Raw genomic sequence first — 15,739 nt, 5'->3', positions numbered from 1 at the left:
GCTGGAAGTATGAAGGGTATAACTATAAAAAGGAGAGTAGCAATGTCGTTCGAATTACCTGCATTACCATATGCAAAAGACGCCCTCGCGCCGCACATTTCCGCAGAAACCCTGGAATATCATTACGGTAAACACCACCAGGCCTACGTCACCAATCTCAACAACCTGATCAAAGGCACCGCGTTTGAAGGCAAGACCTTAGAAGAGATCGTTCGCTCTTCCGATGGCGGAGTTTTTAACAACGCTGCTCAGGTCTGGAACCACACCTTCTACTGGAACTGCCTGGCACCAAACGCTGGCGGCGAACCTGAAGGTGAACTGGCGGCAGCTATCGCTAAATCCTTCGGCAGCTTTGCTGATTTCAAAGCAAAATTCACCGACGCGGCAGCGAAAAACTTTGGTGCTGGCTGGACCTGGCTGGTGAAAAACGCTGATGGTAGCCTGGCGATTGTTTCCACTAGCAACGCCGGTACGCCGCTGACCAGCGATGCAACCCCGCTGCTGACCGTGGATGTCTGGGAACACGCTTACTACATCGACTACCGTAATGCGCGTCCGAACTATCTGGAACACTTCTGGGCGCTGGTGAACTGGAAATTTGTGGCGGCCAATCTGGCGGCATAAAAGCAAACCGCAGAAGGATTGCGCCTTCTGCGGTTATTTTTCACTTCACACACAATTCACATACTATTCATGAACGATTAGTGGTTAGCAAAAGCCTCTTCTGGCTGCGATCGACCGCTAAAAAACACCAGCAGTAGCGCAACGCCCGCAATGATCGCCCCCATCACGGGTACGAATGCATAGCCCAGCCCACCCGTTATCACCGCACCACCGGCGGCTGCGCCTAACGCATTACCGAGGTTGAAAGCGCCGATATTAACCGACGATGACAACCCAGGAGCTTCGTGAGCCACGCGCATCACGCGCATCTGCAGCGGCGGAACCACGGCAAAAGTCGCGGCACCCCAGACAACCATGCTGATAGCCGCACCAATTTGTGACTGGGCCAGCAGCGGGATCGCCAGCATGATCACCATTAACAGCAGCAGAAAGCCCTTCAACGTCCCGGAAACCGAGCGGTCGGCAAACTTACCGCCAAGGTAGTTACCCAGCGAGAAGCCTACACCAATCAATACCAGCATCGCGGTCACAAACAGTGGCGATGCGTTAGTGATGCTGTGCAGGACCGGTGATATATAGGTGTAAAGCGTAAACATCGCCCCTGCCCCCAGAACGGTGGTCAGCAGCGCTGATAGCACCTGTGGGCGCATCAGTACTGAAAGTTCCTGCTTAACATCAGGCCGCTCACCCGCGCTTCCTTTTGGCAGGGAAAACCACAGGCTGATCATCGCCACCACGCCGAGACCCGCCGTTGCAAGGAACGACATTCGCCAGCCGATAGTTTCCCCCAACCAGGTCGCCGCCGGAACGCCGCCAATGTTGGCAATTGTCAGCCCCATAAACATGGTCGCCACGGCGCTGGCCTGCTTATGCTTCGGCACTACGCTCGCCGCTACTACTGAGCCGAGTCCAAAAAAAGCGCCGTGATTGAGGCTGGTAATAATGCGCGACAGCAGTAGCGTGGTGTAATCTGGTGCAATTGAAGAGAGTACGTTACCGAGAGTAAAAATCGCCATCAGGAAAATCAGCGCATTTCTGCGCGCACGGTGCGAAAGCAACAGAGTCATCAGCGGCGCGCCAACCATAACCCCAATGGCATAGGCACTAATAAGCATTCCCGCAGCCGGAATAGAGACATCCACGCCTTTGGCGATAACCGGTAATAGCCCCATTGGGGAGAACTCGGTAGTACCGATACCGAAGGCACCGATCGCCAGAGCGAGCAGGGGAAAGTTGATTTTCATTCAATGACTCCATCGGGCCGTCTTCAGCGACAGCATCTCATCAGAAGCCAAAAGCATGACATCAATCACAGAAAAACAAAAGTAAACGAAATGGCAAAAGATTTTTGCGAAATTGATAATAATGGCGGAAAAAGAAAAGGGAGAACGATGCCTCCCTCATATTGGAATTAGTGCAGTATGGCGGTCAGCCCTGCGGCGACAATCAAACCCAGAACAATAATCGTCGTTGTCAGCGAAAACTTTAAATCTGTATCCATCAATTTTTCCCCTTGATTATCCCCACATGAAAAGTGAGCTTGCTCATTTTTACATAGATTAGCGCAAATATCTTCCGAGATTTAGAGGGATGCACATTTTTGCTCTTCCCCTTTGCCCCAAGATCGGACAAAATCCCACGCTAATTTGAAAGCGTATCGGCCATTGACCCCTTCCTGTCGTTCTGTGTCGTTTTCCCGACGTGATGTAATGATTAATTTTGGCATCAGGGTGTGTACAGGCAAACGTTTACGTACCGATAAACGGACGATCAGGTCAAGGTCTGGAGTGAGAAGTAATGGCAACTATTAAAGATGTAGCGAAGCGCGCAAACGTTTCCACTACAACAGTATCACATGTAATTAACAAAACGCGTTTCGTTGCGGAAGAGACGCGCAACGCTGTGTGGGCTGCGATTAAAGAACTGCACTACTCCCCCAGCGCCGTTGCTCGCAGCCTGAAGGTTAATCACACTAAGTCTATCGGATTGCTGGCGACCAGCAGTGAAGCGGCCTATTTTGCCGAAATTATCGAATCCGTTGAGAAAAGTTGCTTCCAGAAGGGCTATACCCTGATTCTCGGCAACGCATGGAACGATCCGGAGAAACAGCGCGCCTACCTGTCAATGATGGCGCAGAAGCGCGTGGACGGCCTGCTGGTGATGTGTTCTGAGTATCCTGAGTCGGTATTGAGCATGCTGGAAGAGTATCGCCATATTCCGATGGTCGTGATGGACTGGGGTGAAGCAAAAGCCGACTTTACCGACTCGGTTATCGATAACGCCTTCGAAGGGGGTTATATTGCCGGGCGCTATCTGGTGGAACGCGGTCATCGCGAAATTGGTGTGATCCCCGGCCCGCTTGAGCGTAACACCGGTGCCGGCCGCCTGGCCGGCTTTATGAAAGCGATGGAAGAAGCGCAGATCAACGTTCCTGAAAACTGGGTAGTGCAAGGTGATTTCGAGCCGGAATCCGGCTACCGCGCGATGCAGCAAATCCTCAGCCAGCACCATCGCCCGACGGCGATTTTCTGCGGCGGGGATATCATGGCGATGGGCGCTATCTGTGCGGCTGATGAAATGGGTCTGCGCGTGCCGCAGGATATTTCGCTGATCGGTTATGACAATGTGCGCAACGCCCGCTACTTCAGCCCGGCGCTGACCACCATCCATCAGCCAAAAGATTCTCTGGGCGAAGCGGCCTTCAATATGCTGCTGGACCGCATCGTCAACAAGCGCGAAATTTCCCAGTCTATTGAAGTACATCCGCGCCTGGTCGAACGTCGATCCGTGGCCGACGGCCCGTTTGTCGATTATCGCCGTTAATTCTCCTCGCGGCGCCGGCTATTCCGGCGCCCGCAGCCACTCCCTGTTCAGCGTTTCACTGTCGCCAAGGTAATCCAGCAGCCACATCAGCGCCGGTGAAGCGTCGCTTTGTTGCCACGTCAGGCAGCAGGCCGCATCAGGGAATGGGTTTTCCAGCGCCAGAGCCGTCCATTCTCCGCTATCAATTCGCGGCTGTGCAAAATGCTTTGGCACCATGCCAACACACAACCCTGCGCTGAGGCAGGTCGCGGAAGCGTCCCAGTCTGGCACCACCACCCTCTTCTGATTATCCAGCAGCCATGTCGTGCGTTTCGGTAGCGAGCGCGAAGTATCTTCCCGTACTAGCGACGGCCAGTTGCGTAACACATCGTCGCTTAGCGGGCCGTCCATTTTCGCCAACGGATGATCGCTGGCCACCACGCAATCCCAACTCAGCATCCCCATATCGCGAAACGCATAGCGCCCACCGACGGGAATTGAGCGCGTCGCACCGATAGCTAATTCCACGCGGCCATCGGCTAACGCATCCCAGACGCCGTTGAATACCTCCTGAAAGACAATCAGTTCAACATCATCAAAATGACGATAGAAATCAACGATCATTTGCCGCATGCGCGCCGGTTTGACGATGTCATCGACGGCAATGGATAGCTGCCCGCGCCAACCGTTGGCTATCTGCTGGCATTGCTGACGAGTGATCTGCATTTTTTTGATAACAGAGCGCCCTTCCTGCAAAAACCAGACCCCGGCCGGGGTTAACTCGACATCGCGGTGACGGCGTTCAAAGAGCGGAACCGCCAGCCACTCTTCCAACTGACGCACGGTATAACTCACCGCTGAAGGTACGCGGTGTAGCTCCTGCGCCGCTGCGCTAAAACTGCCGTTACGCGCGACAGCATCAACCACCTCAAGTGAGTATTCTGACCACATATTCTGCCTACAAAATTTTTGAATCCACCTGACAAATATTAGCGTTTCACAAGCCCGAATGCACTCCCTACACTCTGCCGCACCGTACCTGCATCAATAACAAGAGAATTTTATGCAACAATTGCAACAACCTGGGAAAGGATTTTTAGTTTGGCTGGCCGGGCTCAGCGTGCTCGGCTTTCTGGCCACCGATATGTATCTGCCGGCTTTCGCCGCGATCCAACAAGATCTCAATACTTCAGCGGCTTCAGTCAGCGCCAGCCTGAGCTTGTTCCTGGCAGGCTTTGCCATTGGACAGCTTTTTTGGGGGCCGCTCTCCGACCGTTACGGACGCAAGCCGGTACTGCTAAGCGGCCTGGTCATTTTCGCTATCGGCTGTCTGGGGATGCTTTGGGTGCAAGATGCCACACTGATGCTGGCGCTGCGCTTCATTCAGGCGATTGGCGTTTGCGCCGCCGCCGTGACCTGGCAAGCGATGGTGACCGATTACTACCCAGCCCATCGCACAAACCGTATTTTTGCCGCCATTATGCCGCTGGTGGGCTTGTCTCCAGCACTGGCGCCGCTGCTCGGCAGCTGGCTGCTGGTTCATTTCGAATGGCAGGCTATTTTCACCGTTCTGTTCGCGATAACCCTGTTACTCATGCTGCCTGCCCTGCGCCTGAAAGCGGCGAAAAAGACGGTTGTCAGCACCCAGCAGAAGCTGACTTTCCTTGCCCTACTACGCTCGCGCGAATACAGCGGCAACGTGCTGATTTATGCCGCCTGCTCCGCCAGCTTTTTCGCATGGTTGACCGGCTCGCCATTTATTCTTCACGAGATGGGCTACAGCCCGACCGTTATCGGCCTGAGCTACGTTCCGCAAACTATTGCGTTTCTGGTTGGCGGTTACGGCTGCCGTGCGGCTTTACAAAAATGGTCAGGGCAGCAGATCCTGCCGTGGCTGCTGGTGATTTTCTCCATCAGCGTTGCCGCTACCTGGCTGGTAGGTTTACAGGCTAATGCCACGCTTGTCGGATTAATGATTCCGTTCTGCGCAATGGCGGTGGTAAATGGCGGTATTTATCCTATCGTCGTTGCTCAGGCGCTGAAGCCGTTCCCGCAGGCGACCGGTCGCGCCGCAGCTTTGCAAAATACCTTACAGTTGGGTCTTTGCTTTATCGCCAGTCTGCTGGTTTCTACGCTGATAGCAACACCGCTGCAAACCACCACCAGCGTGATGCTTATCTCCATTGTACTGGCCGGTATCGGTTACCGTATGCAGTACAAGGCCACTGCGCTGGCAACAGAATCGTCACATGCTTAAGGTAATCTTCAGATAGTGTTAAGGTCCAGTAATTAGCTTGCTAACATATTTTTATTGAAAGCCTGTTTTTAGCGGCCTATACTGGATCCGGCATCACATAAATAGAAAGATTAATTGATTTAACGGGAGCAGGATGCGTCCCGTTTCTCCATGGAAGGCCTTTCGGCAAGGGTTATCTCCCTTCCTCTGTTCTACGTCGGATAGCAGCCTCACGGATTGTCCGTGAGATTTCTCACAAAGCCAGAAAAGCGTCTACGCTGTTTTAAGGTTCTGATCACTTGGGCGTGATGGAGAAGCTATGAGTTCATCGTGTATAGAAGAAGTAAGCGTACCAAATGATGATTGGTACCGGATTGTCGCTGAATTATTAGGCCGTGCGGGCATCGAAATTAACGGTCCTGCCCCCTCCGATCTGCGGATTAAAAACCCCCTCTTTTTTAAGCGCGTTTTACAAGAAGGGTCGCTGGGATTGGGAGAGAGCTATATGGACGGCTGGTGGGATTGTGAGCGGCTGGATTTATTTTTCCATAAAGTCTTACGTGCCGGGCTGGAAAGTCAACTTCCCCACCATTTTAAAGATACCCTCCGCATCGCGAGCGCTCGCTTATTCAATCTGCAAAGTAAAAAAAGGTCCTGGATAGTCGGCAAAGAACATTACGACTTAGGTAACGATCTTTTCAGCCGCATGCTCGACCCTTTTATGCAATATTCCTGCGGGTACTGGAAAGATGCGCAGAATCTGGAAGATGCACAGCAGGCAAAATTAGATCTGATCTGCCAAAAGCTGCAGCTTGAACCCGGAATGCGGGTGCTGGATATTGGCTGCGGCTGGGGTGGTCTGGCTTACTATATGGCTAAAAACTACCAGGTCAGCGTTGTTGGTGTCACTATTTCAGCCGAACAGCAAAAGATGGCCCAGCAGCGTTGTGAAGGGCTGGACGTAACAATTCTGCTCCAGGACTATCGCGATTTGCATGATAGTTTTGACCGCATTGTTTCCGTAGGTATGTTTGAACATGTCGGGCCTAAAAATTACGACACCTATTTTGACGTGGTGGATCGTAATTTAAAAGCTGACGGTCGTTTCCTGCTGCACACAATCGGCTCGAAAAAAACCGACCATAGCGTCGACCCGTGGATTAATAAATATATCTTCCCCAACGGTTGTCTGCCGTCGGTACGCCACATCGCACAGGCCAGTGAAACGCATTTCGTGATGGAAGATTGGCATAATTTCGGTGCCGATTATGACACCACGCTAATGGCATGGTATGAGCGTTTCCTCAATAGCTGGCCGGAAATCGCTGACAACTATTCGGAAAGATTCAAACGTATGTTTAGCTATTACCTGAATGCCTGTGCTGGTGCTTTTCGCGCCCGCGATATTCAGCTCTGGCAGGTGGTTTTTTCTCGCGGTGTCGAACACGGCCTACGCGTGGCTCGCTAATCGCTGTCCCTCCTGCGCCGCTGGCGCAGGGATTTCTTTTTTACTCACCGCGACGGCAGTAAAGATTTGATCTTTATGGCCTAAAACGACAGCCCGGCCACGTCAACCGGGCTGTCGAATAAATTACTCTGCCGCCGCTTTCAGCGCGGCGTCTTTTGCTGCCAACACGCGCTCAACGGTATCAATGACCGCCTGAGTCTGCGGATCAATTTCAATATTGACCCGGTCGCCCAGTTTTTTCGCGCCAAGCGTTGTACGTTGCAGCGTCTCGGGAATCAAATGCACGCAAAAACGTGTTGGCGTCACTTCACCCACGGTGAGGCTAATCCCATCAACACCGATATATCCTTTATAGAGGATATATTTCATCAGCGTAGGGTCCTGAACCTTAAACCAAATCTGACGATTATTTTCCGAGGTTAGAATTTTCACCACTTCCGCAGTAGTCATAATATGACCGGACATCAGGTGGCCGCCAATTTCATCGCTGAATTTTGCCGCCCGCTCAACGTTCACACAATCGCCTTCACGGATCGCGCCCAGGTTGGTTATACGCAGCGTCTCTTTCATCAGGTCAAAACTCACCCGAGGGCCGTTAATCCCGGTGACGGTCAAACAACAGCCATTGTGCGCCACTGACGCCCCGGTTTCGAGCCCCGCAAGCATATGCTCAGGCAACTCCACTACATGGGTACGAAAATTGGGTTTTTCGTCTATGGACACCACCTTCGCGGTCCCCTGCACAATACCGGTAAACATATTTTGCTCCTGTATAAATTCGTGACGGTATCATTACCGTTTTAGGCTATGCGGAACAATAACAGGTGGCAAAACAGGTTGCCAGCGCACAACGTGCACTGGGATTTTTTCACTGGCTAAATGGCTAATCCTCGCTACAATAGTCTGGCAAATCCCTCTGCTTTTTTCTTCTTGCTGCCATACTGGGCGGCTTTTTTAGTCTCAAAATAACAACAAGATAAAGGTGTTCACGTGCAGAAGTACTTTATTGAAGCGCGTCAGTTATTAGCACTGGCTATACCCGTTATTCTGGCTCAGGTTGCCCAGACCGCTATGGGCTTCGTCGATACCGTTATGGCAGGCGGCTATAGCGCCACCGACATGGCGGCGGTCGCCATTGGTACCTCGATTTGGTTACCGGCGATCCTCTTCGGCCACGGTCTGCTGCTGGCCCTGACTCCGGTCATTGCCCAATTGAATGGTTCTGGTCGTCGTGACCGTATTGCCCACCAGGTACGCCAGGGATTCTGGCTGGCGGGCTTCGTCTCTGTTCTGGTGATGGTTGTGCTGTGGAATGCCGGTTACATCATCAGTTCGATGCATAACATCGACCCAGCGCTGGCAGATAAAGCCGTTGGCTATCTGCGCGCGCTGCTGTGGGGTACGCCGGGCTATCTTTTCTTCCAGGTCGCACGTAACCAGTGCGAAGGCCTGGCAAAAACTAAACCTGGAATGGTCATGGGGTTTATCGGCCTGCTGGTCAACATTCCGGTTAACTACATCTTTATCTACGGTCACTTCGGGATGCCGGAACTTGGCGGCGTTGGCTGTGGCGTCGCAACAGCTTCGGTTTACTGGGTGATGTTTTTCAGCATGATCTCCTGGGTTCGCCGGGCACGCTCAATGCGTGATATTCGCAGCCCAGAGCCGTTCAGCAAACCAGATTTCGAAGTCATCAAGCGACTGGTACAACTGGGTCTGCCGATTGCGCTGGCGCTGTTTTTTGAAGTGACCCTGTTCGCCGTCGTCGCGCTGCTGGTCTCCCCTCTGGGCATTGTCGACGTGGCCGGACACCAGATAGCCCTTAACTTCAGCTCGTTGATGTTCGTTCTGCCTCTGTCTCTTGCGGCGGCAGTGACCATTCGCGTAGGTTTCCGCCTTGGTCAGGGCTCAACCCTGGAAGCGCAAACGTCAGCAAGAACCGGCGTTGGTGTCGGGGTGTGCATGGCGGTTATCACGGCAGTTTTTACTGTCCTGATGCGTAAGCAAATCGCGCTGTTGTATAACGACAATCCTGAGGTCATCACGCTGGCTTCCCAGTTAATGCTGTTAGCCGCGATCTACCAGATTTCCGACTCGATTCAGGTCATCGGCAGCGGGATCCTGCGTGGCTATAAAGACACGCGTTCCATCTTTTTTATCACTTTTACCGCCTACTGGGTGCTGGGACTGCCAAGCGGCTATTTGCTGGCATTAACCGATGTCGTGGTTCCGCGCATGGGCCCTGCAGGCTTCTGGTGCGGATTTATTATCGGTTTAACCTCTGCGGCCATCATGATGATGCTGCGTATGCGCTTTTTGCAACGTCAGCCTTCCAGCGTGATTTTGCAGCGCGCGGCGCGCTAATCCGATCTATACCCTAAATAATTCGAGTTGCTTAAAGGCGGCAAGGGAGTGAGTCCCCAGGAGCATAGATAACTATGCGACTGGGGCGAGCGAGCGTAGCCAACACATAAGCAGCTTGAAGTATGACGGGTATATGACAACGGCGCTAATTGAGCGCCGTTGTCCGTAATCGACGAAGAAATCTTCTTTTGCATCAGTAAAATATAAGCAACATGGATAAAACTTCTGCGATCGCGTGAAATCTGGAAGAAAAGTGACGTTTGCCTCTTGCCACAACCCCTCCCTGCCGCTAATATGCGTCCCCGTTGCCACTGCAACATTGCGTTCATAGCTCAGTTGGTTAGAGCACCACCTTGACATGGTGGGGGTCGTTGGTTCGAGTCCAATTGAACGCACCATAATGCGTTTATAGCTCAGTTGGTTAGAGCACCACCTTGACATGGTGGGGGTCGTTGGTTCGAGTCCAATTAAACGCACCATAATGCGTCTGTAGCTCAGTTGGTTAGAGCACCACCTTGACATGGTGGGGGTCGATGGTTCGAGTCCATTCAGACGCACCATTTTATTTTCTGGTTATTCCCTCTCTTCTTCATCCCGATTTTACTTCACCATCCTCATCATCGTGCCTGACAAAATCTATTGATTCATCAGTTTGTCTCTACATTCGGCAAAAACCTATCAGGCCGTCCGGCGATAAACTATCAGTCAGAGGCCAAATACAGTCTCAATTTCTATCTTGAGATCGGGTGAAAAAAGGCGGCTAACTTCAACCAGAGAACTGGCAGGCAAGCTGGCGCCGTAGTGTCGGTAGAGCACTTCACGCAGCTCGTCGATCTCTTCAAAAGAAGTAATGAATATGGTCACCTTAATCAGGGCTGAAAAATCCGTGCCTTCTGCGCTGGCGATTTTTCCGATCTGGCTGAAGATCTCTTCAGCCTGTCCGGCAATGCCTGAACGCTGCGCAGCCGTGCCAAACGCGGTCAGTCCTGAAATATAGAGCGTGTTACCATGCCTTACCGAGTGGACGTAGGGGGCCTTAACCTCACCCAATTGCGGATAATTCTTTCGTTCTATCATACCCATACTGACTTCCTTATTGAGGGGAACCAGCCCCCCTGTTGCGGCTTAACGTCTGTGTAGTTTCTTTTACAGCTCCATTATCATCTCATGCCAGGCCATGCCGCCATGATCGGACTCAGAAGGTCTGATATAGCGGTAGCCAAAATGCGCGTAAAGATCGACATGCCGGTCTTTGCACATTAAATGGATAGTTTGCTTGTTCATGGCTTTCATGCGAGAGACAAATTCGCGCATCATGAGCGATGAATAGCCTTGCCCCTGAAAATCAGGATCTAACACCACCGACATAATGACCGCATTCGGTGCCGCGGGGTCGTGTCCAATAAGCTCTTTGAACTCTTCATCCGACATCACCACGTCCCAGGCGCAGCCCGCATTGATAAATCCAATCACTTCGCCGTCCAGTTCCATGCACATAAAACCTTCCGGGTAACGATTAATACGGGTGGCGATTTTTTCCCGGGTCGCGGCCTCATCGCCTTCATAGGCGGTGATTTCTATCGTATAGCAGCGATCAACATCGGCGAGCGTCGCCTGGCGAAAGATGGGTGTAGACATCGTTTTTCCTTTTCAGCATCCATTTTGTGACCCACATAATACACCTTTTAAGTCGCCCTCACGCACGCGGGTAAGCTTCTTGCACCCTGCAATCTTATTGTGAATCAGATCATATTTTCTAAAAATACAGTTGACTTAGATGACGTCAAAAAATATTTTACGCCCATGTGATATCGATTTCATAAAAACCATGGCAACCATAAAAGACGTAGCGGAAAAAGCAGGCTTATCGGTAACGACGGTTTCTCGTTTCCTGAATAATCATCCTTATATCTCTGAAGATAAAAAGGAAAAAATCCTCGCTGCGATGAAGGCGTTGGATTATGAGCCGAGCACCGTCGCACAGCAGATGCGTGGCGTGAAAACCCACCGGATTGGCATACTGATCTCACGGATAACCAACCCCTATTTTGCCAGCCTGGTCGATGCCCTTGAGGTGACCGCACGCAAGCATGGCTATTCAGTACTGATCGTGCAAAACCATGACAGCGCAGGGGAAGAGGAAAGCTGCCTCGATCTACTGAAGAAAAAGATTATTGATGGTCTTATTTTATGTGCCGTTGAGAACGATAAAAACGTCATCGAGCAATATCAGAAATATGGCCCTATTCTGCTGTGCAACACCAGCATTGATGACACCAGTCTGCCGGTTGTTAAGGTGGATGACGAACTGGCAACCTACAATGCGGTCAGTTGGCTGCTCAACAAAGGTTATCAAAAAATCGCCTACTCTACGGGCGGGAGCTTTGAGCAAAAAGGGCACGGTAGCAGACGAAACCGTGGCTTTATTACCGCTATGCAAAGCGCACATCAGCCAATTCACGATCATCTTATTTTCCGCCATCTTCATACTTACCGCGACGGGCGGCATCTGGCTGAGCAAATCCTGAAAATGGATAAAAGCGAGCGCCCTGATGCTATTTTTACCGGTAGCGATGAAGTCGCCTGCGGATTAATTTCCGCGCTTTCAGCCAAAGGGGTCAGCATTCCCGGTGAACTGGCGGTTATGGGCTTTGATAATTTACCCATTGCCGAGATGATCCCTATTCCACTGACCACCATCAGCCAGCCCATTGAACAGCTAGGCCGAATTTCCGTAGAGCGCCTGCTGGCGATGATTAACCACGCTCAATATCGCTATGATGAAGAAGATTTGCAGTCTGAATTAATCGTCAGGACATCCGCTTAATTTTTTTTATCGCAATATGGTATCGATTTCATACCAAGGAGAAGCTATGAACCAGCCGCAACAGACCGCATGGTGGAAAGAATCCGTTATTTATCAGGTTTACCCAAAAAGCTTTTATGACAGTAATAACGACGGTATCGGTGATATCAAAGGTATTATTGCCAAACTGCCTTATCTCAAGAAGTTAGGTATTACCATGATTTGGGTCTCGCCCTTTTATCAGTCACCGATGGCGGACAATGGTTATGATATTGCCGACTACTATGCGGTGAACCCTGATTTAGGCCAAATGCAGGATGTTGACGACCTTATCAAGCAGGCGTCAGAAATGGGAATACAGGTAATGATCGACCTGGTGGTCAACCACACCAGTGACGAACATCCCTGGTTCCAGGCGGCCCTTGCTGACCCTCACTCAAAATATCGTGATTACTACATTTTCAAACCCGCAGTTGCGGGGGGCGCGCCGAATAACTGGCGCTCCATCTTCGGCGGCAGCGCATGGGAAAAAGTCGCGGGCGAAGAGACCTGGTATCTTCACGTTTTCCATAAAAAACAGCCGGACCTGAACTGGGAAAATCCTCAACTGCGTGAGGAAATCTACTCCATGGTCAACTGGTGGCTGGATAAAGGCATTGCCGGTTTTCGTATTGACGCAATTACGTTTATTAAAAAAGATCAGGACTACGGTTCTTTGCCTGCCGATGGCGTTGATGGCCTGGCGTCCATTAAAAGTAAATCACGTAATCGACCGGGGATTGAGTTATTTCTCAATGAGCTGAAAGAAAAAACGTTCAACCGCCACCGCTGCGTAACCGTGGGCGAAGCGCCGGGCGTCCCTCTGGATGAGTATGATAGCTATATTGGCCCCAATGGCTACTTCGATATGATCTTTGATTTCCACGCTGCGGATATCGATGTCGAAAACGGTTCAGAGTGGTTTAAACAGCGCGACTGGCGTATTTGCGAATTCAGAGAAGCGCTATTTGCCAGTCAGCGGGCATTTTGCCAGACCGGCTGGGGAACGACGTTTATTGAAAATCATGACCAGCCGCGCGCGCTGTCAAAACTCATCCGCGACGTTGAGTATCAAAATGCGATTGGTGCCAAGGCGCTAGCCGGTATGTATTTTTTCATGCAGGGAACGCCGTTTATTTACCAGGGCCAGGAACTGGGGATGAAAAACTTCCAGCGCACGAGCATTGATGAATTTGATGATATTTCAAGCCTGGATAACTACCATCGCTCTCTGGCGGAAGGATTTACCGGCGAACAGGCTTTAGGCTTTATTAACCAGCGCTCAAGGGATAACTCACGAACCCCCTTCCCGTGGTCCGATGGCGTTAATGCTGGCTTTAACCTGGGCGCGAAGCCCTGGCTGCCTTTCTCCGCACCTGACTTTAGCGTCAATGCGCAAAGCCAGGCTGCTGATGAACATTCCGTTTTCTCTTTTTATCAAACGATGATCGACTTAAGAAATAAGCGCTACCCGCAAGCGCTTATCTACGGTTCATTCGCGCCGATAGAGAACGTAGACGACCGCATCGTGGCCTATGAACGGAAAACGGACACCCAACGCTTTGTCTCTATCACTAATTTAAGTGCCCAACACCTGCCTTTTACGTTTCCGGCGGGCGAAGTGCTCCTCAATAATTACGCCGATATTGGCGCAACCCTGCAACCCTATCAGACCATTCTCGTGAAGGAATGAGTTAAAGATGAACAAATATAAAAATATTGCCATCGAAATTGTTAATACCATTGGCAAGGAAAACATTGCCTCCGCGACGCACTGCGCCACTCGCTTACGTTTGCAGGTGAAAGATCGGCAAAAAATTGATGATGAAAAAATCCGCAACATTAGCGAAGTGAAAGGCGTTTTTTATAATTCGGGTCAGTATCAGATAATCCTTGGTACCGGCATTGTGAATAAAGTCTACCAGGAGTTCGTTAACGAATATCAAGTCGCCGAAGTCAGCAAAGATGAGATGACGAAGCAAAGCACAGGACGCTTACAGCGAGGGATACGCAATTTATCCGACGTCTTTGTGCCGATAGTACCGGTGCTCGGGGCAACCGGTCTGTTCCTCGGCCTGAAGGGCGTTATCTTTAATGACACGGTGCAGGCCTGGTTTGGCGGCAGCGTCGCGGATATTCCCGTGGCCCTGCAAACGCTGACCACGGTACTTTGCGATACCGCCTTTGCCTTTCTTGCGGCATTTATCTGCTGGTCGGCGTTTAAGAAGTTTGGCGGAACCCCGATTATCGGCTTTTTGATCGGCCTGATGCTGGTCTCTCCCGCACTACCGAACGCCTACGACGTAGCGTATGGCAACAGCAGTCCTATTTATGTTTTTGGCTTTATTCCGCTGGTGGGTTATCAGGGGTCGATTCTGACCGCGCTCATCACCGGTATTATCGGCGCGAAACTGGAAATATTTTTCCGCCGGGTGATGCCTAATTCTATGGATCTTATTTTTACACCATTTATTGTCATTCTGATCGCGGTCGCCATCGCCTTATTAATTCTAGGGCCGCTGGTACATGGTTTTGAACATTATGCTGTAATGGCCATCCAGCAATTTTTGACATTACCGGCAGGTATTGGCGGATTGTTAATTGGTTTTATCTATCCGATTGCGGTGATGACCGGGATGCATCATATGTTCATTATGAAGTTAGATAACTAAAAATCGACAAATATCGTCCAGGAGCGCCGTTTTTAGTGGTTGGACAGAACAATCGATAGCTGTTGTTAACGAACTTTGGCGAACTTTGCTAATTCAAAATGCCCCATCCATGCCCCATTTGCCCCAAGGGTACCTGAGGCAATAACCATTCGCGTTACTTACAAAGAACCCGCCAAGGAGTTGCAAGTTGCTACTTCGCCAACAGGTGCTGGATGGACGATTAATGAGATACGTTTCTGGCGCTACTACTACTCACGGCGATTCCTGATAATGATTTTGCAGCCCGTCTTAAAGCGGTGTTGAAAGCAATTAAAGTGACTGGCCGGCATTCGTACTTTACTCGGTTCGAATGACTCTGAAACACAAAAACATCCCCTGGATAGCTTTCCCTTCTACGAACAATTATAGCTATCGCTGGAGGCGTCAATTCAACACGCAGTGCCTTCAGGCGTCCCTGTTCTCGTAGAAGTATCGAATCAACATCAGTATCATCGTGGCGAAGCGCCAACAACCTCCCAACGCTTAGCCCCGTGTGAAAAATCAATGCCCACAAATCAGCCCAGGTATCTGAGACTTTGGCAAGGTGACTATTAATTATCAAAAATTGCGCGGACGTTAACGTTTTCTTACTGCTCACATTCAATCACTCTTTCCCCTATCCTTCGTTAGGTTATTATCTCAGATGTTAATTTCTGGCAACAGTGGTTAAAGTACGGTTGATCACACAC

At 50.9% G+C, this 15,739-nt stretch carries 14 protein-coding genes and 3 tRNA genes; 11 read left to right on the top strand and 6 right to left on the bottom strand.

Annotation, left to right across the window (positions count from 1 at the left end):
* Positions 1-42 precede the first annotated feature (42 nt).
* Positions 43-624 carry a superoxide dismutase [Fe] gene (sodB, locus tag DA718_RS12915; RefSeq protein ID WP_004102696.1) on the top strand — a complete coding sequence of 194 codons (582 nt, stop codon included), beginning with the start codon at positions 43-45 and terminating at the stop codon, positions 622-624.
* A 77-nt stretch (positions 625-701) separates the two neighbouring features.
* Here sodB and DA718_RS12910 read toward each other — a convergent pair whose 3' ends face one another.
* A complete protein-coding gene (locus DA718_RS12910; protein WP_112214413.1) occupies positions 702-1,868 on the bottom strand; it encodes an MFS transporter in 1,167 nt (388 codons plus the stop codon).
* A gap of 167 nt (positions 1,869-2,035) precedes the next feature.
* The gene (gene cydH, locus DA718_RS12905) at positions 2,036-2,125 is read right to left on the bottom strand and encodes a cytochrome bd-I oxidase subunit CydH (RefSeq protein ID WP_110273969.1); all 90 of its coding nucleotides are present in this window, start codon (positions 2,123-2,125) and stop codon (positions 2,036-2,038) included.
* A 296-nt stretch (positions 2,126-2,421) separates the two neighbouring features.
* Between cydH and purR the strand changes: the two genes are divergently transcribed.
* Positions 2,422-3,447 (top strand): HTH-type transcriptional repressor PurR, encoded by a 1,026-nt coding sequence (gene purR, locus DA718_RS12900; RefSeq protein WP_110273968.1) that lies wholly within the window; start codon positions 2,422-2,424, stop codon positions 3,445-3,447.
* Positions 3,448-3,465: 18 nt separating this feature from the next.
* Here the strand turns inward: purR and punR are convergent, their stop codons facing one another.
* Positions 3,466-4,377 carry a DNA-binding transcriptional activator PunR gene (gene punR, locus DA718_RS12895; protein ID WP_112214414.1) on the bottom strand — a complete coding sequence of 304 codons (912 nt, stop codon included), beginning with the start codon at positions 4,375-4,377 and terminating at the stop codon, positions 3,466-3,468.
* 121 nt (positions 4,378-4,498) lie between these two features.
* Between punR and punC the strand changes: the two genes are divergently transcribed.
* Positions 4,499-5,683, top strand: coding sequence for a purine nucleoside transporter PunC (punC, locus tag DA718_RS12890; protein ID WP_167492871.1), 1,185 nt, complete (start codon positions 4,499-4,501; stop codon positions 5,681-5,683).
* 298 nt (positions 5,684-5,981) lie between these two features.
* Positions 5,982-7,130 (top strand): cyclopropane fatty acyl phospholipid synthase, encoded by a 1,149-nt coding sequence (gene cfa, locus DA718_RS12885; RefSeq protein WP_112214416.1) that lies wholly within the window; start codon positions 5,982-5,984, stop codon positions 7,128-7,130.
* 123 nt (positions 7,131-7,253) lie between these two features.
* On the opposite strand, the gene DA718_RS12880 is transcribed toward cfa, so the two are convergent.
* Positions 7,254-7,889 (bottom strand): riboflavin synthase subunit alpha, encoded by a 636-nt coding sequence (locus DA718_RS12880; RefSeq protein WP_112214417.1) that lies wholly within the window; start codon positions 7,887-7,889, stop codon positions 7,254-7,256.
* Positions 7,890-8,120: 231 nt separating this feature from the next.
* Here DA718_RS12880 and mdtK point away from each other — a divergent pair, with 231 nt between their 5' ends.
* The 4 genes from mdtK to DA718_RS12860 all read left to right on the top strand — a co-directional run bounded on the left by mdtK (position 8,121) and on the right by DA718_RS12860 (position 10,054).
* Complete coding sequence (mdtK, locus tag DA718_RS12875) at positions 8,121-9,494, top strand: MdtK family multidrug efflux MATE transporter (RefSeq protein WP_112214418.1); 1,374 nt, start codon at positions 8,121-8,123, stop codon at positions 9,492-9,494.
* 321 nt (positions 9,495-9,815) lie between these two features.
* Positions 9,816-9,892: transfer RNA gene (locus DA718_RS12870), tRNA-Val, on the top strand.
* 4 nt (positions 9,893-9,896) lie between these two features.
* A tRNA-Val gene (locus DA718_RS12865) sits at positions 9,897-9,973 on the top strand.
* A 4-nt stretch (positions 9,974-9,977) separates the two neighbouring features.
* Positions 9,978-10,054 (top strand) — tRNA-Val (locus tag DA718_RS12860).
* 145 nt (positions 10,055-10,199) lie between these two features.
* Here DA718_RS12860 and DA718_RS12855 read toward each other — a convergent pair.
* Together DA718_RS12855 and DA718_RS12850 are read right to left on the bottom strand one after the other, a co-directional pair.
* On the bottom strand, positions 10,200-10,577 hold the full coding sequence (locus DA718_RS12855) for a RidA family protein (protein WP_112214419.1): 378 nt from the start codon (positions 10,575-10,577) through the stop codon (positions 10,200-10,202).
* A 63-nt stretch (positions 10,578-10,640) separates the two neighbouring features.
* Positions 10,641-11,132, bottom strand: coding sequence for a GNAT family N-acetyltransferase (locus tag DA718_RS12850; protein WP_112214420.1), 492 nt, complete (start codon positions 11,130-11,132; stop codon positions 10,641-10,643).
* Between the two features lie 190 nt (positions 11,133-11,322).
* Here DA718_RS12850 and DA718_RS12845 point away from each other — a divergent pair, with 190 nt between their 5' ends.
* Genes DA718_RS12845 through DA718_RS12835 form a run of 3 tightly spaced genes read left to right on the top strand, consistent with a single transcriptional unit; the run spans position 11,323 to position 15,011 of the window.
* Positions 11,323-12,321, top strand: coding sequence for a LacI family DNA-binding transcriptional regulator (locus DA718_RS12845; RefSeq protein WP_112214430.1), 999 nt, complete (start codon positions 11,323-11,325; stop codon positions 12,319-12,321).
* 46 nt (positions 12,322-12,367) lie between these two features.
* The gene (locus tag DA718_RS12840; RefSeq protein ID WP_112214421.1) at positions 12,368-14,032 is read left to right on the top strand and encodes an alpha-glucosidase; all 1,665 of its coding nucleotides are present in this window, start codon (positions 12,368-12,370) and stop codon (positions 14,030-14,032) included.
* A gap of 7 nt (positions 14,033-14,039) precedes the next feature.
* Positions 14,040-15,011 carry a PTS transporter subunit EIIC gene (locus tag DA718_RS12835; protein ID WP_227016001.1) on the top strand — a complete coding sequence of 324 codons (972 nt, stop codon included), beginning with the start codon at positions 14,040-14,042 and terminating at the stop codon, positions 15,009-15,011.
* Positions 15,012-15,739: the final 728 nt, after the last annotated feature.

Origin of the sequence: Klebsiella huaxiensis, from assembly GCF_003261575.2 — a bacterium.
In the GTDB taxonomy this organism is placed as follows: Bacteria; Pseudomonadota; Gammaproteobacteria; order Enterobacterales; family Enterobacteriaceae; genus Klebsiella; species Klebsiella huaxiensis.
The sequence above is the reverse complement of the archived record's forward strand: the minus strand, read 5'-3'. Positions and strand labels throughout refer to the sequence as shown.